Genomic DNA, 19,834 nt, shown 5'->3' on the forward strand with positions numbered 1-19,834 from the left:
GAGTTTATTTTCCTATTTGCGAAAATCATAATAATCACAATAGAAGGTTTATTTTTTTGTGAAAAACGCAAAATTAACTTATTTTTCTACTTTACTTTTCCAATTCAAAACATCATCAATCTTATTAAAAGCAAAAAATGATACAGGAAAATTTCTTAGAACTTATCAAAAAACAAATAAATTCTAAAAATTCTTTAATAGATGAAGTGGCCACAGCATTAGATATTAGTTACGACGCTGCACATAGAAGAATTAGCAAAAAAAGTAAACTCTCATTAGAAGAAGGAGTTACATTAGCTAAATACTTTAGTCTCTCTATTGATCAGTTATTTTCTAGTGAAGATGAACATATCGTAGCTGTAAAAAAGACAGCTCCTGTTCAGGATATGGAAAGTCTGCTTGCATATTATGAAAACTCTTATAATTCATTATCACCGCTGATCAATAATAAAGATGTAGAAATGATTTATTCTGCTAAAGATTTACCTATTTTTTATACATCAGATGACAACTTACTCTCTAAATTTAAAATGTACGTTTGGTTAAAAATAATGGATTCTGATCTTGGTGATGTTAGATTTACAGGATTTAATCCATCTTTATCTCTTTTAGAAGCTGCAAAACGTTTAGGTAATATGTATAATGACCTGAATTCTATAGAAATATGGGATATCACCACTATAAATAGTACACTAAAACAAATACACTTTTATTTTGAATCTAATTCCCTTACTTCTAAAGATGCTCTAGAGATATGCGAAGATCTTCAGAAATTGATTCAACAAATTTCTAAAAAAATAATTGATCAAAAAGATAATTTCAAATTCTATTATAATGAGTTATTACTTATGAATAACCGTGTATTAGTAAAAACTCCTTCAGAGACATCATTATATGTACCTTTCACTATTCTCTCTTATTATAGAACAAATGATGTAACCACTTGTAATCAGGCAGAGCATTTTTTGAATATCCAGATGGATGGGTCCAAACTATTGAGCACAGCTGGTGAAAAAGAAAGAAATTTATTTTTTAATAAAATATATAAAAAAATTGACGCACTTAGATCTCTTATCATTGCTAAAAACGTACTTGAATTCGAATAAGGTTGTAATTTTTGAGCGTCAGATACGACAGAATAAATAGGTTTTAAAACCATCTAAAAAGTACTTTAAAAAAAATAAATTTACTTTTTTGTAACATTTTCGTAACAACATACGTATAATAAATAAAAGCAAAGCCCTAAATAAATATTCACAAATAAAATTTCAAGGATAACATAGATGAGACAACTTAAGATTACGAAGCAGGTAACGAATCGTGAGACTGCATCGCTGGACAAGTATTTGCAAGAAATAGGTAAAGTAGATCTTATTACTGCGGATGAAGAGGTGGAATTAGCTCAGCGAATAAAAGCTGGAGATGAGAGAGCCCTTGAAAAATTAACTAAAGCGAATTTACGATTTGTGGTATCTGTTGCAAAACAATATCAAAATCAAGGACTTACTTTACCTGATTTAATAAATGAGGGTAATTTAGGATTGATTAAAGCGGCTAAGCGTTTTGACGAGACAAGAGGTTTTAAATTCATTTCATATGCTGTATGGTGGATTCGTCAATCTATCTTGCAAGCATTAGCAGAACAATCACGTATTGTCCGTTTGCCATTGAACAAGATTGGTTCAATTAATAAGATTAATAAAACATATGCATTCTTAGAACAATCTCACGAGCGTCCACCAAGTGCCGAAGAGATTGCAAAAGAACTTGATATGACAATTAACGACGTAAAAGAGTCTATGAAAAACTCTGGTCGTCATGTCAGTATGGATGCTCCTTTAGTAGAAGGAGAAGATTCTAATCTTTATGATGTATTAAATTCTGGAGAATCTCCAAATCCTGATAGATCATTATTGCACGAATCACTTCGTACAGAAATCGAAAGAGCTTTAGAAACACTTACACCAAGAGAAGCTGATGTAATCCGTTTATATTTTGGTCTAGGAGATCAACATCCTATGACATTAGAAGAAATTGGAGAAACTTTTGACTTAACACGTGAGCGTGTTCGTCAAATTAAAGAAAAAGCTATTCGTAGATTAAAACATACATCTCGTAGTAAAATATTAAAAACTTATTTAGGATAACTTTTAATTTCCTAAATTGCGATTACAAACAGTTTATAACATAACTGTTCGTTTTTTGATTGATGAATGACCTCCGGCTGATTACCGGAGGTTTTTTCATGTAAACATCTTCTTAAAATTTTAAAAAAATATTTCCCCTCTTTTTTAAAATTAAAAAAAGAGTATCTTTAAGAAAGATTCATATCAAATGTGGCAAACTATTAGTTATGTAAGTACCGTTGATCCTTCATTAAATGATGGTGACATGGAAAAACTATTTGAGTTTGTTAAATTGAAAAACAACGAACTTAAAATTACTGGAATACTGATGTATTCGGATGGGAATTTCTTACAAGTTTTAGAAGGCAAAAAGGATATTATCGACTCTTTATTTAATAAAATAAAACAAGATTCTAGACATTATAATATCATAAAAATCTTTGATCGAGCTATCGTTAACCCTTGTTTTTCTAAATACCATTCTAATTTCACAGTTGTAGGAGAATCCTATGATCATAGTGAACTTCAGACTTTTCTTAGAGAAGAGAAATCCTTTAACCCTGATAATTACAAAAGTATTTCATATCTAGCGAACAAATTCATGAAACTTTCTTAAACAATTTTCGTCTCCTAATGCTTTACTATAGATCGTACGAGCAAAACAACTAGTGATTTAAACAAAAGTTAAAAAACAAATTTAACAGAAAAATTCCCTTAAAAAAATGTAACTTTAAGATATAACCAAATCTTTATGTTACATACCATTTCATATGTAAGCACCTCTGCAGAGCTTTCTGATTTTCAAATCAATGAGTTATTGTATATAACCAAATTAAAAAATGAAGACCTTGGTATTACAGGTATTTTAATGCATTCTGATCAAAATTTTTTCCAAATTATTGAAGGACAAAAAAAAGTCATCAAAAGTCTTTATCAAAAAATAGAAAAAGATATACGTCACTTCAATCTAATTAAAATATTAGATAGATCCATTAACATTCCATCATTTACCAATTTTCAAAGTACATATACTATAGTAAATCGAGAAAAAGATTATTCGGATTTACAGCAATTTTTAGAAATAGAAAAAGTTTACAACCCCAAAAACTTCAAAAACATATCATATCTAGTCAATAAATTTATGAAGCTTACCTGATAATACACTTTGGTAATCAACTTCACCCCATTGAAGTATTTAATATTTTATTTTAAAAATTAGAGATAACTCCTCTAATTAATGTTAAATTTAAGAAACACTATTTCAATTATGTGGCAAACCATTAGTTATGTTAGTACCGCGAATCGATTCTTAACCAACTCTGATATCAATGAACTATTCGAGTACGTAAAGGTTAACAATAACAGTTTAAAAATCACTGGAATTCTGATGTATTCTGATGGTAATTTTTTTCAAATTCTTGAAGGAGAAAAAAAACTTATACACGATTTGTTTAAAAAAATACTACTCGATTCTCGACATTATGATGTCATCAAAATTTTTGATCATGAAATGACTAAACCCTCATTCTCAAAATACAACTCCAACTTTTCGACAATTAATAAAAGGTCAGAACATTCAGAATTACAGCAGTTCTTAGAAAAAGAAAAATCTAATAATCCCGAAACTTTTAAAAGCATATCTTATTTAACAAATAAATTTATGCAGCTTTCTTAGTCTGGATTTCAAAACTTTAATAGTATTTTTGCGGAAAACAACACAATTTTATGTCTTCAAAATTAATTGCCCCTTCCGTACTAGCTGCTGATTTCGCTAATTTACAGCGTGATGTAGAAATGATCAACAACAGTGATGCCGATTGGTTTCATATTGATATTATGGATGGAGTTTTTGTTCCTAACATCTCTTTCGGGATGCCTGTATTAAGAGATATTGCAAAACATGCAACAAAGACTATTGACGTTCATTTAATGATTGTTGATCCTGACAGATACATAAAGACTTTTGCGGATTTAGGAAGTAATATACTTACCGTTCATTATGAAGCTTGCACACATCTTCACAGAACGTTACAAGCTATAAAAGCTGAAGGAATGAAAGCAGGTGTCGCAATAAATCCACATACGAATGTAAGTCTACTAGAAGACACTATCAAAGATATTGATTTGGTATGTATCATGAGCGTAAACCCTGGTTTTGGTGGACAATCATTTATTGAAAATACATACAAAAAGATAAAACAACTTAAAGAAATTATTGATCGCAATAGTGCGAATACAGTAATTGAAATAGATGGAGGTGTTACGAATAAAAATGCTAAACAATTGGTAGAAGCAGGAGCAGATGTATTAGTTGCCGGTAGTTATGTTTTTAAAAGTGAAGATCCTATCCAAACTATTGCTGGTTTGAAAGAGATGATATCTTAATGAAACATTTTGATCTCATAATAATTGGTGGTGGTCCCATAGGTATTGCCTGTGGATTAGAGGCTAAAAAGAATGGAATAGACTATCTCATTATTGAAAAAGGCCCTATAGTTAATTCACTTTTTAACTATCCAGTTAATATGCAGTTTTTTTCTTCTTCGGAAAAGCTAGAGATCGATGAAATTCCTTTTATCAGTAACGAAGCTAAACCTAAAAGAAATGAGGCTTTAGAATATTATCGAAGAATTGTCACCTCTAATAACATTAATATTAATCTTTTTGAAAAGGTAAATACTATAAAAAAAGAAAATACTACTTTTTTTATTGAAACCTCTAAACAAAGTTACGCTGCTTCTAATGTCATTGTTGCAACAGGTTTTTATGACATTCCAAATATGATCAATGTACCAGGAGAAGAATTATCAAAAGTATCACACTATTATAAGGATCCTCACTTTTTTGCAAAACAAAAATTAGTTGTCATTGGAGCCAGTAACTCTTCGGTTGATGCCGCACTAGAATGTTATCGTAAAGGAGCGGACGTTACCATGATAGTTAGGTCTCCAGAAATTGGAAAAAGGGTAAAATACTGGGTAAAACCTGATATAGAAAATAGAATTTCGGAAGGAAGTATTAAAGTATTCTTTAATAGTACGGTTAAAGAAATATTACCTCAACATATTATTATAGATACACCAGAAGGAGAAGTAAGTATAAGAAATGATTATGTTTTAGCATTAACGGGATATACTCCAAATTTTGATTTTCTACAAAAAATTGGAATCCAGCTTTCTGATGATGAGAAAAAACATCCTAAATATAATGACCAAACTATGGAATCAAACATTCCTGGGTTATATTTAGCAGGCGTTATTTGTGGAGGAATGGATACTCACGTATGGTTTATAGAGAACTCCAGAATACACGCAAAAACTATTATAAAACATATCACTTCTAATCGACCAAGTGTTTCATAAAGATCCAACAATCACTTTTAAAAGAAGGTCTGAAAAATGGTATTATGACCTTCAAAGTTATAGCACAGAAAAATTGTATCACAAACCATTAACTAATCAATGGTGCCTTGCAGAATTATATGATCATATTATTCGCGTAGCAAAAACATATCAGCTCCCAAATTTTCAAAAATGTATTGAGGGTGATATTAAAAAAGGAAAAGGAAAAAACAGTATTGCCTACCTCATATTTGATTTAAATATTGTTCCTTCTCGCTCTATAAAAATGGAGTCTTTTCCTGCTAAAATTGTATCAGATTTCACTCCTGAAGTTTTAGAAAGAGAAGCTTTAGAAAACAAATTCAAAGAATTCATCACAGAAACGTTATCTAAAGAAACGTTAATCAAACATTCTGATAAAGCTTTAAAACATCACCACCCATTCTTTGGAATGATCAATGCTGCAGAATGGTTTTCTCTTATAGAAATACATATGAGACATCATGAACGCCAAAAGAAGCGATTAGAATTAATAACAAATAAAAAAACTCTCTAAATCAGAGAGCTTTTTTATTATTATGTTTTAATTTTTACATCAAAAATTAATCATTAGATAAAATACTTAAGATATACCAAAATAAAAGCATTAGCGAAGCAAACAACCCAAGAGAGGCTCCAACATATTGGTCTTCTGAGTATTTATGTACCATATTAGACGTCTGATACAAAATAGAACCAGATGCTAACACTACCATCCCCACACTAAACCATAAACCAAGATTAAAACCAAATAGTAATCCAGCAATAATAAGTCCTAATGCAATAAAGAAACCAATAGTTAATATAGATTTTAAGAACGAAAAATCTTTTTTTGTTAATAATACCACTCCAGAGAGTCCTGTAAACAATGCTAACGTTAATATCGCAGCTTGATTTAATATATTAGCTCCTCCATTCTCAGCAATCATCATTGCTATTCCTATTAAAGGAATAAAAATAAAAGCCTCTGCTACTACATAAAGAAGCAGTCCTAAATACTGCTTATTGATATCATGTGTTTTGTGAGCCATTTTCTCGGCATAATTTGTTGCCAACATAAAACCTCCTAACATCACCATCCATCTCCATCCTTGTGTCATTGAAAATGCAAAATTTACCAAAGGTTCAATCTGAAAAAACACCCATTCTACTATCACAAATAACAATACTGCCATTGCCAAATGCGTATACGTCTTTTTATAAAAAGCAACTCTTTTTTCATCAGTAAGTGAACTTACTACAGGTGCTACTTGCTGAAACTCTTCCATATTATTCATTTTAGATTTAACTGTTTAGTTAGATAAATATAGTTTTATCATTTAATATAAGTATCATAGTGTCGTAAAATGTTACCTTCATTTTCTGTGTTTTTTCAATAAAAGCGAATAGACACCTTAAAACCAAATAATTCCAAACATATCCATAGGTGATTATACTAATTAAACACCAACATTTAAACTTTAAAATATTTAAAATTTAGCATCCGACTTACATACGTATAAATATCAGGAAATTGCTTCTTTAGCTTTTCTGGAGATTCCATAAAAACTTCTACTAGTACTGCAATAAATTCGAATTTATCGGTAAATGCATACTCTCTTAATATCTTAGAATCAATAATTTTATTACGTAATTCTACAGAAGACAAGTGTTTTTCTAGTTCTAAAAAAGTATCATGAAATATCTCTGAGCTAATATTGTTACTCTTTAATGAACAATAATGAATCGCATGTGTAATTTCGTGTATTCCAAGATTAATTCCATCTTCTTGATGTAAGTTTCCAATAGTAAAATGTTCCCAAGATAATGCCAATGCCTTAGATCTTGGATTAAACTCACCATTGTTTTCTGTTTTATTAAGTATCGAATAATAACTAGATGGATATAAGATAATGGTCTCCACATATTCTAATAAATAATTACGCATCCCAAAGGTTAATTGAATAACCATTATCGCAATTTGCATACGCTTATCATCATCGACAATCAGTCCCTCTCTTCCAACAAACTTGGTTGTTTCCAAAAACCTCATTACACGATGCTCAAAATACTTTTTTCTTCGTTTATCTAATTGGTTATAAAACGCATTAGTAATTAAAAAAGATACTAGATTTGAAGGTAATTTTTTATAATTTAAATAAAAATGAACAAAAAAAGGCTTCTTATACCTCTTAGCATAAACTGTTTCCAAATATCGAGAGATATAATAAACACATATAGAGACAATACCAATTGTCAATAGGACTCCCAAAAATTTTGGAATCCCTGGTTGAGGCACCTCCTGAGGGAATATTATATATAATAAGTAAAAGTTCAAAAAAAGGATAAGTAGGTTTATAAGGTTACAAAATAGTGGTTTTGAAATAAAAACTCTGTTAAATCAATTACTAAAACGTGAATACCGCCTACATAGTATTAAAGCCTGTTCAGAAACAATGCTTAATATCTAATTAGAAAATTCTAATTTATAATTGGTATTCCTACCTCTTTGATTGATTTAAAACCACCAGCAACATCCACTACGTTGTGCAGCCCCCTACTTTTTAGAATAGAAGCAGCAATTACAGAACGATATCCGCCAGCACAATGAATATAAAAAGTTGTATCCCTTGGAAATTCATTAAAGTGGTTATTTATCAAATCAAGCGGAGTATTGTGAGCTCCCTCTATATGAGCGACAGAAAATTCATTCCGTTTTCTAACATCAAAAACAGGAGTAGTATCTGTTAGTAGGTTCTTAAAAGCATCTGCAGGGATAGAATCTAAAGTATCTATTTCTCTCCCTTCTTCTTGCCAAGCTTCAAAACTTCCTTTTAAATACCCTAAAGTATTATCAAATCCTACTCTAGAAAGTCTGGTTACTGTCTCCTCTTCTCTTCCTTTAGGTGTTATCAATAATATAGGTTGCTTTACATCTCCAATCAAAGCTCCAACCCAAGGCGCAAAACCTCCATCCAAGCCTATAAAAATAGATCTTGGTATGTGACCTTCTACATAATCACTTTGATGACGAACATCTAGAATAACCGCACCTGTCTCATTTGCTAGTAATTCAAAAATTTCTGGAGTCAACTCGCGTGTACCACGCTCCAAAACTTCCTGGATATCTTCATATCCTTCTTTATTCATTTTTACATTTAAAGGAAAATACGAAGGCGGAGGAAGCAAACCATCTGTAACCTCTTTTACAAACTCTTCTTTAGTCATATCAGATCTCAAAGCGTAATTCGTTTGTTTTTGAACACCAAGAGTCCCTACTGTCTCTTTACTCATGTTTTTCCCACAAGCTGATCCCGCTCCGTGAGCTGGATAAACAATGACATCATCAGATAAAGGCATAATCTTAGTTCGCAAACTATCAAATAACATCTCTGCCAATTGTTCTTGAGTCATATTCGCTCCTTTTTGAGCAAGATCTGGTCTTCCTACATCTCCTAAAAACAAAGTATCTCCACTAAAAATAGCATGATCCTTTCCCTTTTCATCTTTTAATAAAAATGTTGTGCTTTCTAGCGTATGACCTGGAGTATGTAATACTGTAATCGTCACGTCTCCTACTTTAAATTCCTGTCCATCAGTTGCTATAATTGAATCAAAAGAGGTTTTAGCTTCAGGACCATATACAATAGGTGCTCCAGATTCTTTGGAAAGTGTCACATGGCCACTCACAAAATCTGCATGAAAATGAGTTTCGAAAATATACTTTATGTTCGCATTGTCTTCTTTGGATTTCTCTATATAAGGTTTTATCTCTCTTATTGGATCTATAATAGCTGCTTCGCCATTACTCTCAATATAATATGCTCCTTGCGCAAGGCAACCAGTATACATTTGTTCAATTCTCATTTTTCCTAGTAATAAAATATCAAATAATTTTTCAAAGGTATGATTAATTAAAAATACCGCATAATAGTCTTTTATTTATATAGGCAAATTGGAACTTTTCTAAGCAGTGCTATTTTGGTCTCAATGACATTTATCATAAAAATCTAATATAATTCATCATACTTTTATTTTGAATTTATTACCTCCTATATGCTTAATAGATACTTACCTATTTTTATTACACTTGCCATCATTTCGGAAATTTTGGGCACTGTAGGAGGATTCGGTTCCTCTGTTTTTTTTGTTCCGGTAGCTAATTTTTTCTTAGACTTTCAATCTGTACTTGGATTAACTGCTTTATTCCACCTATCAAGTAATGTAACCAAGATTGCTTTATTTAAAAAAGGATTGGATAAAAAGCTAGTTATATCACTAGGTATTCCGGCAGTTCTTTTTGTTTCTATTGGTGCATTATTAAGTAAATATGTTGATCCAAAAATCTTGACTTGGTTTCTTGGTTTCTTCTTAATTAGTTTGAGTTTACTATTCTTGATTTTTACACAGCTTAAAGTGAAATCTACCACAAAAAATGCTATAATTGGAGGTACATTATCAGGATTAAGTGCTGGGCTTTTAGGCACAGGAGGAGCGATCAGAGGTATTACCATGGCGGCATTTAAAATGAACAAAGATAAATTTATTGCTACTTCCGCAATGATTGACTTAGGAGTAGACTTTAGTAGAACTATAGTCTATTATTTTAATGGTTATATGAATAGAGAAGTTTTATATTTAACCCCCTTTCTGATCGTCGTTAGTATATTAGGTACTTGGATTGGAAAAAAAATATTGAATAAAATTTCCCAAGAACAATTCCGAAAATTCGTGTTATTCCTTATTTTGTCAATAGGAATAGTAAGTATCGTTGTTAATTTATGATTTTAAAAGTTTAGGAAGATATTCTAATGCTTTACTATCACGTTTTTCGAAATATTCACTAGCATATTCTTTTAACCAATAATTATCAATAAAATTTATAAATATTGGTAGCAAATGATTCTTATATTGTTTTACCTCTATTTCCTGACCACTAGGAAGTCTGTGCTGATACATTCCATATTCGCGATTATATTGTGGAAATTTTCGTTCTAGATATTTATCAAAATGAATCGCCACACTAATATCTGGTCGTATCTCTTTTCCATCTAAAGCGTAATTTGGCAAAATATATCCTTCCTGTTCGAAACGTCCATATAATCGTATAAAAAGTTCGCTTAAAACAGAAAAATAACCCGATGACACTCGATCCCAATTGTCATTGAATCTAATCACAAAATTGGGGATTTCTAATCTTTTAGTATGATAGTACCCTTTAACTCTAATAAGTGGCAACACCTCATTAGTTACCCATTTCTTAAATCTTTTTGCATTCTTAGTATCACTATTAAAAATCAATCCGTAAAGACCACTTTCTGATATCAAATTTACCATTTGTATCCGCCCATCTTTATAAATCTCAGTAGCAAAACGCTCTTCAGGATCCAAAGAGTTCCATGTATCTATTGGATTACTAAGTCCCATAACAATCCCGACATCCTGTATAACAAACCAGATTTGACCATCAATTTCAATGGATGTTAGTTTCTGAAAATAAGTAGTATTCCTTTTCTTTGTGATTTGTGTATCCATACCTCAAATTTTATAACTAATGCTTTTTAAGAAACCTTCATATACTTAAGCAATTCATATACAAGAAAGGCAAGCCAAACAATAGCCTTAAGAACTCCAAGTATTCCTATCCAAAAGCTTGTAGCATGACTTATATAATATATTAATGCACCAATAATTCCTAAACCATAAACAGTATTAGATGAAACATTTTTTTGTGCTCTTTCTTTCATTATAATGTGTTTTATAATTTTAACTTTTTCGCATTCTCCCAATAGCACAACTCACATAAGATTTAGCTTTTCTACCTAAATTGTTGCTATCATTAACCAGTGGATATCCAAGTTTAGTTAGTTCTTTCTGTACAGTTTCTATACCATCATTAGTATCATAATTAAATGACACCGTACAATTATTAGTGTTTACGGATATTTCTCTAATTCCGTCAAGGGTGTGTAGTTTTTTTGCAATTGTACTTTCACAACCACTACACTTTAAATTTTGAACTTCTACAGTTGTTTTCATAATCAAATTTTAAAAGCATAAAAATAAAAACACAGCTATTTTTTTACTATGATAATTATCAGTCTTTAAGCCAAATAAATCTGACTAATATCATTTTTAATCAAAAGCAGCGAATCTATCTTTATAAAAATTTTAGTACTAACTCTATGACACAATCCCTTAGAATAGTAGAAAGAGTAAAAGCTTTTTTTATAGAAATTGGTGACTTATCATATTTTTCATTTCGATTTTTTAAAGAAGTATTGACCAGACCTTTTGAATTTCAAGAATTATTACGTCAATGCTATCTTATAGGAAATCGATCTATACTATTGGTAGGTGTAACAGGTTTCATTCTAGGGCTAGTTTTCACACTACAATCTAGGCCAACATTAATGGAATTTGGAGCAGAGTCCTGGATGCCTTCTATGGTAGGCATCTCTATTGTGCGAGAAATTGGCCCAGTAATCACTGCTTTAATTTGTGCAGGACGTATTGGTTCTGGGATAGGTGCTGAACTAGGATCTATGAAAGTCACTGAACAGATTGATGCAATGGAAGTATCTGGCACGAATCCTTTTAAATATTTAGTAGTTACACGTATAACAGCAACAACTTTAATGCTTCCATTACTGATTATTTTTGGAGATGCTATTGCTTTATTTGGATCTGCTATTATTGAAAATATTAAAGGAGCCGTTTCCTATCAATTATATTTTAATCAAGTTTTTGACGCTATAAAGTTCAGTGATATCATCCCAGCTACGATAAAATCTTTCTTTTTTGGTTTTGTGATAGGACTTGTCGGATGTTATAAAGGGTATCATTGCAAAAAAGGAACTGCGGGTGTTGGAGAGGCATCTAATTCTGCAGTGGTATACACTTCTATGCTGTTATTTATTATTGACTTTATAGCGGTATTTGTTTCTGATATATTTTTTGAAATCTAATATGATGAAAAAACAGATAGAAAAATCACCAATTTTAGAACTGAAGGAATTACAAAAAAGTTTTGGAAATAATAACGTATTAAATGGATTCAGTTTACAATTATTTGAAGAAGAAAACCTAGTAGTTATGGGTAAATCTGGTTCTGGAAAATCAGTCATGATTAAATGTCTGGTAGGTTTAATACAAGCTGATAAAGGAAGTATTAAAATTAAAGGTCAAGACATTACTGTATTGGGTCAAAATGAACTAGACCTACTACGAACAGAAATAGGTTTTTTATTTCAAGGGAGCGCCTTATATGATTCCATGACTGTACGAGAAAACTTGGAGTTTCCATTGCGTAGGCATAAAGAAAAATTAAATATGAAAGAAACCACAGAAGATCTCATTATAGAAGCATTAGAAAATGTAGGTCTAGTAGATACTATTGATCTTATACCTTCTGAACTTTCTGGTGGTATGCAAAGACGTATCGCTCTGGCAAGAGCTCTGATTTTAAAACCAAAAATCATTTTATATGATGAACCTACAACTGGATTAGATCCGATTACAGCGAAAGAAATCATTGAATTAATGAGAAGTATTCAGAAAAAATATGGAACATCATCTCTGATAATAACACATGATGTAGACTGTGCCCGAGTGATCTCCAACAGGATCATTTTATTAGTAGATGGAATCAATTATGCTGAAGGAACATATCAAGAATTAGTACAATCAAATGACCCTCAAGTAAAAGCTTTTTTTAAACATTAAGCTCAAATAAAACCACGCATTATGGAAAAATCCGTTTCACAAAAATTAAAACTAGGTGTTTTTACAGTTCTAGGAACTTTATTACTTGTAGCCGCACTATATTTTGTAGGAAATAAACAGCACCTTTTTAGTAGTAATATTAGGATCAAATCTCAATTTGCCAATGTCAATGGTTTAGAGATAGGAAATAATGTTAGGTACTCGGGTATAAATGTCGGTACAGTAAGTAGCATTGAAATGATTGGTGATTATAGGATTATGGTAGAAATGATGATACAAGAAAGTATTATAAAACATATTAAAAAAGACGCTGTAGCTACCATTGGCTCTGACGGTTTAGTGGGTAATATGATTATAAACATTATTCCAAGAGAAAGTAAATTATCTTCAATTATTTCTGGAGACACAATACAATCATATAGTAGAATTGGTTCTGATGATATGCTTACAACATTAAATGTAACTAACGAAAATGCAGCTTTGTTAACTGCAGATTTACTAAAAATAACTACTAAGGTTATCGATGGTAAAGGTACTCTTGGCTTATTAATAAATGATTCGACAATGGCTCAAGACCTTAAACAAACAATTTTTCAATTAAAAAAAACCAGTTCTGGAGCTTCAAATGTAATTAACGAGCTTAATAAAATAATTTCTTCTATTAACAAAAATGAAAGTGTTGCTGGCGTTCTATTATCTGATAGTATATCCGGAAAAAAGATGAAAACAATTGTTTCTAATTTAGAACAATCAAGTTTTGACATTAATAAGATTACCAAAAATCTTGATTCTGCTTTAACGAATGTAGTTTCCGGAAAAGGAGCTTTGCATTATTTAACAGAAGACGAATCTTTAGTCAAAAAGATAGATACTACAATTAATAATATAAAAGAGGGTACAGATCTTTTTAACAAAAATATGGAGGCATTAAAACACAATTTCTTTTTCAGAGGATATTTCAAAAAACTCGAAAAGGAAGAAAAGAAAAAAGACAATTAAACAAAAACACTTGTATCATGAAAATTGAACATCTTGAAGAACACGTAAATGACTATAGAAGCTCAATTAAGACTGTTGTAGACAAAAGGTTACTTTGGAAAACAAAGACCAAAAATTTACTCATTAAAACACTAAAAACCATAGTAAAACTATATGATATTGGATGGAAAGTACAAGAATTAAGTTGGATTCATAATAATGAAGCTGTCAACATTACTTTTGACTCCTTCCCTACTGAATTAATAGATTGTACTAATTTGATTCCTGCATATCAATTCTTACCAGGTGGAGCATTGATTTTTTCTCAATCATATAACGGTGACATTTATATTTTCATGTTATTTCCCGAAATTGAAAACCTACCCAAAGAAAACAATGTAGTAGAATTAGGCACATATACTCCAGAAACAATATCCGAAAAACTGATTATCGAAAAGGTTGATGAATTTCTGAAGGAAATGATACGTTGGGAAGTACCTTCCGTTAAAAGCAAGGTTGGTTATTGATATCTTATAAAAAGAGGGTGATATAATAATTCAGTAAAAGCTATGAAATAAAGCGGGTTAAAACAATTTAGCAATTAATCTTATTTTAAGATCTTATAACTTGTAATTGTTGCTTTAAAATATTCTAATTTCTGTCCGTTAAGGTCCCAAATTCCTATCATCGAATCAGGAAGTAAGAATCCATCATAACTTTTATACGCCCCTATTTTTCCTATAAAATTTTCTAGAATAGTATCTCTATATCTTTTAGTTTCAAAATGATCTATTAAACCCTTCTCATCAAAAAAGAAAAACCCTTCGATGGTAAGATTTCCCTTTACCATAATTGCTTTTACACTCTTAGCATTTATAATTTCCCACGAAATATCAGGATCCAAAAATCCAACAGGAAACCATATCAATTCTCCTAGGTATCTTGCTAAAGAACTCTGATCTACTTCTCGACCAGTAAATTGAACAATATTTTTCAAACCTAAAAAACTAACTTTCACTTCCCCCTTATTATTTATGCTCTTATCTCTTATGAGTATCGGCAAGCTTTTTGCTTTCCAAATAAACCCAGGATTAACCGAAGACATATGCTGAACAGCTGTAAATCCCTCCCATTTATTATCTAGATCAGCTCTGATTTCACCATTTTGACTGAATACAACATTGCAATATCTTGATTTTCCTAATACACCAACTTTGATCAAATAGTTTTTTACCAAATCAGGAAGTCTATGCATATCCTCTAATGAAACCTTAGCATCAGACTTCTTATTAAGACCGAAGAGAATTACTTTTTCTTGCTCTACATTATTATTAAATGATAAAAAACCAATTGTACCTGCTAATATTAATAATATAATAAACCCACCAACTATCCATAAAACCATTTTTCTTATTTTTTTAAATATTATCATATTCTATTTTATGATCATCCCTCATTTCGATAATTCGATCCATTATTTGCAAAATCGAAATCGTGCATAACTACCAATAAGGATAATCACTGCTCCTCACTTAATTATTTTAAAATATTGAACCCATTATCCGAATTATAACTATCCAAATTTCATAGAAAACACAATATTTTAGAATGATATTTATCATATTTAAAAACAAAGAGAGCTACTATTTTTGATATAGATTTAAAAGATCATTATAATCATGGACATATCTATTTTTTTAGCTAAATTCTGGGGATGGTATCTTCTCATATTCTTTCTTATACTTAGTTTTAACACTAACCGCATAAAACAAATTTTCGAGAATTTAAAAGATCAGAAATTCTTAATAATTACCTCTTTTGTAGCTATCATTATTGGATTACTCAATATCCTTTTCCATAATATATGGGAACCAAGCTGGAAATTTATTATTACCGCTATAGGTTGGGTTGCATTGAGTAAAGGATTAGCTCTATTTATTTTTCCTGTAGCGACAACAAAATGGTTAGAACTCATTAACATAAAACTAGTGCAAGTACTATATATCTTATTATTCTTAACTGGAATTTTATTGCTCAACATATCCTATCAATTAGTGCCATATTAATGGTACAAAAACACAACTATGTTTACAAAAAAACCTGAAGAAATCAAGAGATAAAGAAAAATTATGGCGTATTACAAATCTTATACTTTGATTGCCAACTAAAGTTTCTTATTAATGAAAAGAAAAAAAATGAATAGCTTATTATTAGTGATAGGATTGATTTTAGCAATTTGGATAACTCTTTCCATTGTTGTAAGAAAGAAAGGAGCAGAAAGAATAGCAATTATAGGTTCGTCGATTAATGAATATAAAGCACTAATTATTTATGATCCTGATCCAATTTACAACCTAGACGAAAAGATTAGTCGGTCATTTGCCAAAGGGTTAGCTGAAAATGAATGGTTATCAATACTATCAACTGTAGCTGCTGCTAAAGAGATAAGAGAAAAAGAACAATTTGATCTTTATGTATTTTGTGCGAACACTTATAATTGGGCTCCTGATAAAGCAATAAGAGATTACGTTAACAACGACAACCATCTAAAAGAAAAAAAAGTAGTTGCAATTACTTTAGGAAGTGGAGCTACAAAAAGATCACAACGAATACTTGAAGAATTAATAAAAGAAAAAGGAGGAAGATTAATAGATTCTAGAGAATATTGGTTAATGAAACCTAATAACAAATCAAAAACCAAAAGATCTAATATTAAGATTGCTGTAGAGATGGCAAATACTTTTGGAAAAGAAATTGCTAAAAAAATTAAAAATTAAAATTACTTACTTATGAAAGCAAACATTCAATTCGTACAAATGCCAACAAGTGAATATATGGAAGGTTATGTGCAAGAAAAATTAGAAAAATTATATAAAAAATATGATTGGATCATTAAATCAGATGTATTTTTCAAAAAAGAAAACGACCCTAAAGGAAATGGAAAAATCTGTGATGTAGAATTAAGTTTACCAGGCCCTAAAATATATGCTACCTCTAATGAGAAAAATTTTGAGTTAGCTGTTAAAGAAACTATTAGTGATCTAGAAAAACAACTCAAAAAAAGGAAGCAAGAAATGAAACCATATATTTAAACAATAATCATTTAAATATATAGTAGAAATTTTTAGAGCATATTGGAGACATCTTTAATATGCTCTAAAAATTTCTACAAAAAAACATACCTAAACATATTTTTTTTTCAATTAAATGAAATAAAATCATTAAAATTAAAACTCAGAAATTGGATGTGTTTTTCGGCACTATTTTTTTGATTTTGATTTTCTAAACCCATAGAAAAGCTGTCCAAAAAAGTTTTTAGGCACTTTCTCATCTCCAGGAAAACCTATTTCGATAGTACCACTATTTTCTGGTATATAATTCGTTTTAAAAATATAATCCCAGATACTTAAACTAATACCGAAATTAACACCATAAGAATCTTTCGGTAGTGCATAAGAGTGATGGTATAAATGCATAACTGGATTATTTAAAATATACTTCATAGGCCCCCAAGTAACCTTAATATTTGCGTGGTTAAAATGCCCTATAGTAATAGCTACGAAATGTACAATATAGGCTTGCTCCGGTTCAAAACCTCCTAGAATCATTACTCCAATAGTTTTCAAAGGCTTATAAAATATATTTTCCATCCAATGATATCTAAGATGAGCCGCAAAACCCATTTCCTTGACTGAATGATGAATCTTATGAAATCTCCAAAGAAATGGATATTTATGAAGTAGTACATGGGTAAACCACTGTACAAAATCCAAGATGATAAAGAAGACTATTAATTGTCCCCACATTGGTAAATCAGAAATATCTAAAAGTGTCAAACTTTTAGCTGATATTCCAACATCCGCGAAAAACACAGCAATAAGTTGATAGAACCCACTAATTACAATCGCAAAAACGAAAAAATTGAAGAACATATAAACCCCATCTAACCAAAAGTCTTTTCTAAAAACAGATTGTTCTTTTCTCCAAGGAAATAGTACTTCCAAACTCCAAACCAGCAATGAAATTCCTATCAGACCCCAGAAATAATTTGTATACCACGGTACTTCTAATAGTATTGAATTCCAGGTCCACTGGATATTATTGATAAAAGCATCAATAAAGGCATTGATATACTTCTCCATAGCATAAAATTTTATAGAATAACGGATACTATTCTGTCGTCTAAAACATTAAAACATTTCTTTTCCTACCTCATCTAATCAACGAAATAATTTCACAGCTTAAAAGTATAAAAAGTGAATACTTCTTTCAGTAACTTATGTTACAATATATAAATACAGAAAAACCATCTTTATAAAAACTAATAACGAATTTCAAACATTGTATAAGGTAAAACATCACCTTCTTCTATAGAAACATCAGTAACTTCAGCCAATTCTGGTCCTTTACCACACCAATCTAAGAATGTTTTTAGTTGTGTCTTATTCCCTTCAACCTCTATATAAACATTACCATCTGACATATTCTTTACAATTCCTCTTACATCTAATTTCCATGCTTTTTCTAAGGTGCTTTTTCTGTACCAAACTCCTTGCACTTTTCCTTTTACAACTATATTATAATGTTTGACCATATTACTTTGTCATTAAAACTTCAATATTATACAATATACCTAAAGTTTAAAGCAACTATAAAACATTTAACTAATCTTACTAAATATTCATGATACTAAAACTATCATGAATTGTAAGTATGAGAATTATCATATTAATTAATCTAAACATCTTCTACTTTTGATTTTGTAAAACAATTAGATATGAAAAAAATTCTTGTTCCAATAGACTTTTCTGAGAATTCAGAATATGCATTACGTGTTGCAGCTTCAATCGCAAAGCAACAAAAAGCTGAAATTATCGTGCTACACATGCTTGGTTTATCCGAAGCAATCTTAACTAAAGACGAAGCACAAGAAACTGCTGAAGCCATTTATTATTTAAAACTTGCCGAAAAAAGATTTAGTACATTTTTAAATAAAGATTTCCTAAATGGAATTAAAGTAACAGAAACAGTACAAAACTATAAGATATTTAGCGAACTAAATGAAGTCGCAAAGGAAAACAATGTAGATCTTATCGTTATGGGCTCTCATGGAAGCAGCGGATTAAGTGAAGTATTCGTTGGATCGAATACCGAAAAAGTGGTTCGTACTTCTGATGTTCCTGTGTTAGTAATTAAACATAAGATTGATGAATTTATAATTAAGGAAGCTGTCTTTGCTTGTGATTTTAAAATAGAAAACATCAAAGCTTATAATAAAGCAAAAAGATTGTTTGAATTATTAGATGCTACATTACACTTAGTTTATGTAAACTTACCAGGTGATCGATTTAGGAATTCTAATCAAATTGAAAAACGAATTAAAGACTTTCTTTTTAAGGCGGATTCTGGAAATTTAGAGAATTTTGAAAATGTATATGTCCAAAATGATTATTCTGTCGAAAGTGGAATTTTTAACTATTGTAAAAAAGTACACGCTGATATTATTGGAATACCAACTCATGGAAGACAAGGAATATCACACTTTTTTAATGGAAGTATTGGAGAAGATATAGCAAATCACGCTAATGAACCCGTTATTACGTTTAAGATTTAGGAATACGTAAATATTAAATGTAATGTGAATAT

General features: G+C 30.4%; 26 protein-coding genes. 17 read left to right on the top strand and 9 right to left on the bottom strand.

Going from position 1 to position 19,834, the window contains the following annotated elements:
* Positions 1 to 137 precede the first annotated feature (137 nt).
* The 8 genes from BMY33_RS07895 to BMY33_RS07930 all read left to right on the top strand — a co-directional run bounded on the left by BMY33_RS07895 (position 138) and on the right by BMY33_RS07930 (position 6,023).
* On the top strand, positions 138 to 1,106 hold the full coding sequence (locus BMY33_RS07895) for a hypothetical protein (RefSeq protein ID WP_091407333.1): 969 nt from the start codon (positions 138 to 140) through the stop codon (positions 1,104 to 1,106).
* A gap of 177 nt (positions 1,107 to 1,283) precedes the next feature.
* A complete protein-coding gene (locus BMY33_RS07900; protein ID WP_027395748.1) occupies positions 1,284 to 2,147 on the top strand; it encodes a sigma-70 family RNA polymerase sigma factor in 864 nt (287 codons plus the stop codon).
* 187 nt (positions 2,148 to 2,334) lie between these two features.
* Positions 2,335 to 2,742 carry a BLUF domain-containing protein gene (locus BMY33_RS07905; RefSeq protein WP_091407335.1) on the top strand — a complete coding sequence of 136 codons (408 nt, stop codon included), beginning with the start codon at positions 2,335 to 2,337 and terminating at the stop codon, positions 2,740 to 2,742.
* A 135-nt stretch (positions 2,743 to 2,877) separates the two neighbouring features.
* Positions 2,878 to 3,282: a BLUF domain-containing protein gene (locus BMY33_RS07910; protein WP_091407336.1), complete on the top strand. Its 405-nt coding sequence runs from the start codon at positions 2,878 to 2,880 to the stop codon at positions 3,280 to 3,282.
* Positions 3,283 to 3,363: 81 nt separating this feature from the next.
* Entirely contained in the window at positions 3,364 to 3,801 is a 438-nt protein-coding gene (locus BMY33_RS07915; RefSeq protein ID WP_091407338.1) for a BLUF domain-containing protein, read from the top strand.
* Positions 3,802 to 3,851: 50 nt separating this feature from the next.
* Complete coding sequence (gene rpe, locus BMY33_RS07920) at positions 3,852 to 4,511, top strand: ribulose-phosphate 3-epimerase (RefSeq protein WP_091407339.1); 660 nt, start codon at positions 3,852 to 3,854, stop codon at positions 4,509 to 4,511.
* Positions 4,511 to 5,488: a YpdA family putative bacillithiol disulfide reductase gene (locus BMY33_RS07925; RefSeq protein ID WP_091407341.1), complete on the top strand. Its 978-nt coding sequence runs from the start codon at positions 4,511 to 4,513 to the stop codon at positions 5,486 to 5,488. Before rpe ends, BMY33_RS07925 begins: the two co-directional genes overlap by 1 nt.
* A complete protein-coding gene (locus tag BMY33_RS07930; protein WP_091407342.1) occupies positions 5,478 to 6,023 on the top strand; it encodes a hypothetical protein in 546 nt (181 codons plus the stop codon). Before BMY33_RS07925 ends, BMY33_RS07930 begins: the two co-directional genes overlap by 11 nt.
* A gap of 46 nt (positions 6,024 to 6,069) precedes the next feature.
* Here the strand turns inward: BMY33_RS07930 and BMY33_RS07935 are convergent, their stop codons facing one another.
* From BMY33_RS07935 to BMY33_RS07945, 3 genes are all read right to left on the bottom strand, one after another.
* The gene (locus BMY33_RS07935; protein WP_091407344.1) at positions 6,070 to 6,774 is read right to left on the bottom strand and encodes a Bax inhibitor-1/YccA family protein; all 705 of its coding nucleotides are present in this window, start codon (positions 6,772 to 6,774) and stop codon (positions 6,070 to 6,072) included.
* Between the two features lie 185 nt (positions 6,775 to 6,959).
* Positions 6,960 to 7,823, bottom strand: coding sequence for a zinc-dependent peptidase (locus BMY33_RS07940; RefSeq protein ID WP_170837038.1), 864 nt, complete (start codon positions 7,821 to 7,823; stop codon positions 6,960 to 6,962).
* 143 nt (positions 7,824 to 7,966) lie between these two features.
* Complete coding sequence (locus BMY33_RS07945) at positions 7,967 to 9,352, bottom strand: MBL fold metallo-hydrolase (protein ID WP_091407347.1); 1,386 nt, start codon at positions 9,350 to 9,352, stop codon at positions 7,967 to 7,969.
* A 189-nt stretch (positions 9,353 to 9,541) separates the two neighbouring features.
* On the opposite strand from BMY33_RS07945, the gene BMY33_RS07950 reads away from it, so the two are divergent.
* A complete protein-coding gene (locus BMY33_RS07950) occupies positions 9,542 to 10,270 on the top strand; it encodes a sulfite exporter TauE/SafE family protein (RefSeq protein ID WP_091407348.1) in 729 nt (242 codons plus the stop codon).
* Here BMY33_RS07950 and BMY33_RS07955 read toward each other — a convergent pair.
* Genes BMY33_RS07955 through BMY33_RS07965 form a run of 3 tightly spaced genes read right to left on the bottom strand, consistent with a single transcriptional unit; the run spans position 10,265 to position 11,524 of the window.
* The gene (locus BMY33_RS07955) at positions 10,265 to 11,020 is read right to left on the bottom strand and encodes a BRO-N domain-containing protein (protein WP_091407350.1); all 756 of its coding nucleotides are present in this window, start codon (positions 11,018 to 11,020) and stop codon (positions 10,265 to 10,267) included. The two genes, BMY33_RS07950 and BMY33_RS07955, sit on opposite strands and share 6 nt — an antisense overlap.
* Positions 11,021 to 11,046: 26 nt before the next feature.
* Positions 11,047 to 11,232, bottom strand: a complete 186-nt coding sequence (locus BMY33_RS07960) for a hypothetical protein (protein ID WP_091407351.1) — start codon at positions 11,230 to 11,232, stop codon at positions 11,047 to 11,049.
* A 19-nt stretch (positions 11,233 to 11,251) separates the two neighbouring features.
* Positions 11,252 to 11,524, bottom strand: a complete 273-nt coding sequence (locus tag BMY33_RS07965) for a heavy-metal-associated domain-containing protein (RefSeq protein WP_091407353.1) — start codon at positions 11,522 to 11,524, stop codon at positions 11,252 to 11,254.
* A 146-nt stretch (positions 11,525 to 11,670) separates the two neighbouring features.
* Between BMY33_RS07965 and BMY33_RS07970 the strand changes: the two genes are divergently transcribed.
* From BMY33_RS07970 to BMY33_RS07985, 4 genes are read left to right on the top strand one after another with little or no spacing between them, the layout of a single operon-like run.
* On the top strand, positions 11,671 to 12,453 hold the full coding sequence (locus BMY33_RS07970) for an MlaE family ABC transporter permease (RefSeq protein ID WP_091407355.1): 783 nt from the start codon (positions 11,671 to 11,673) through the stop codon (positions 12,451 to 12,453).
* Positions 12,454 to 12,457: 4 nt separating this feature from the next.
* Complete coding sequence (locus BMY33_RS07975) at positions 12,458 to 13,210, top strand: ABC transporter ATP-binding protein (RefSeq protein WP_091408165.1); 753 nt, start codon at positions 12,458 to 12,460, stop codon at positions 13,208 to 13,210.
* A gap of 21 nt (positions 13,211 to 13,231) precedes the next feature.
* Entirely contained in the window at positions 13,232 to 14,209 is a 978-nt protein-coding gene (locus BMY33_RS07980; RefSeq protein ID WP_091407356.1) for an MlaD family protein, read from the top strand.
* A 17-nt stretch (positions 14,210 to 14,226) separates the two neighbouring features.
* On the top strand, positions 14,227 to 14,715 hold the full coding sequence (locus BMY33_RS07985) for a hypothetical protein (protein WP_091407358.1): 489 nt from the start codon (positions 14,227 to 14,229) through the stop codon (positions 14,713 to 14,715).
* An 80-nt stretch (positions 14,716 to 14,795) separates the two neighbouring features.
* On the opposite strand, the gene BMY33_RS07990 is transcribed toward BMY33_RS07985, so the two are convergent.
* Positions 14,796 to 15,593, bottom strand: a complete 798-nt coding sequence (locus tag BMY33_RS07990) for a DUF6544 family protein (protein WP_091407359.1) — start codon at positions 15,591 to 15,593, stop codon at positions 14,796 to 14,798.
* 274 nt (positions 15,594 to 15,867) lie between these two features.
* Here BMY33_RS07990 and BMY33_RS07995 point away from each other — a divergent pair, with 274 nt between their 5' ends.
* From BMY33_RS07995 to hpf, 3 genes are all read left to right on the top strand, one after another.
* Positions 15,868 to 16,254, top strand: a complete 387-nt coding sequence (locus tag BMY33_RS07995; RefSeq protein WP_091407361.1) for a hypothetical protein — start codon at positions 15,868 to 15,870, stop codon at positions 16,252 to 16,254.
* A 114-nt stretch (positions 16,255 to 16,368) separates the two neighbouring features.
* Positions 16,369 to 16,965, top strand: coding sequence for a flavodoxin family protein (locus tag BMY33_RS08000; RefSeq protein ID WP_091407363.1), 597 nt, complete (start codon positions 16,369 to 16,371; stop codon positions 16,963 to 16,965).
* Positions 16,966 to 16,977: 12 nt separating this feature from the next.
* On the top strand, positions 16,978 to 17,280 hold the full coding sequence (gene hpf / locus BMY33_RS08005; RefSeq protein WP_091407364.1) for a ribosome hibernation-promoting factor, HPF/YfiA family: 303 nt from the start codon (positions 16,978 to 16,980) through the stop codon (positions 17,278 to 17,280).
* Between the two features lie 168 nt (positions 17,281 to 17,448).
* On the opposite strand, the gene BMY33_RS08010 is transcribed toward hpf, so the two are convergent.
* Positions 17,449 to 18,330, bottom strand: coding sequence for a sterol desaturase family protein (locus BMY33_RS08010; protein ID WP_091407366.1), 882 nt, complete (start codon positions 18,328 to 18,330; stop codon positions 17,449 to 17,451).
* Positions 18,331 to 18,509: 179 nt separating this feature from the next.
* Positions 18,510 to 18,782, bottom strand: a complete 273-nt coding sequence (locus BMY33_RS08015; protein ID WP_091407367.1) for an acylphosphatase — start codon at positions 18,780 to 18,782, stop codon at positions 18,510 to 18,512.
* A gap of 183 nt (positions 18,783 to 18,965) precedes the next feature.
* On the opposite strand from BMY33_RS08015, the gene BMY33_RS08020 reads away from it, so the two are divergent.
* Positions 18,966 to 19,802 carry a universal stress protein gene (locus tag BMY33_RS08020; protein WP_091407369.1) on the top strand — a complete coding sequence of 279 codons (837 nt, stop codon included), beginning with the start codon at positions 18,966 to 18,968 and terminating at the stop codon, positions 19,800 to 19,802.
* The last annotated feature ends 32 nt before the right edge of the window (positions 19,803 to 19,834 follow it).

The organism is Aquimarina amphilecti (genome assembly GCF_900109375.1).
Lineage (GTDB): Bacteria > Bacteroidota > Bacteroidia > Flavobacteriales > Flavobacteriaceae > Aquimarina > Aquimarina amphilecti.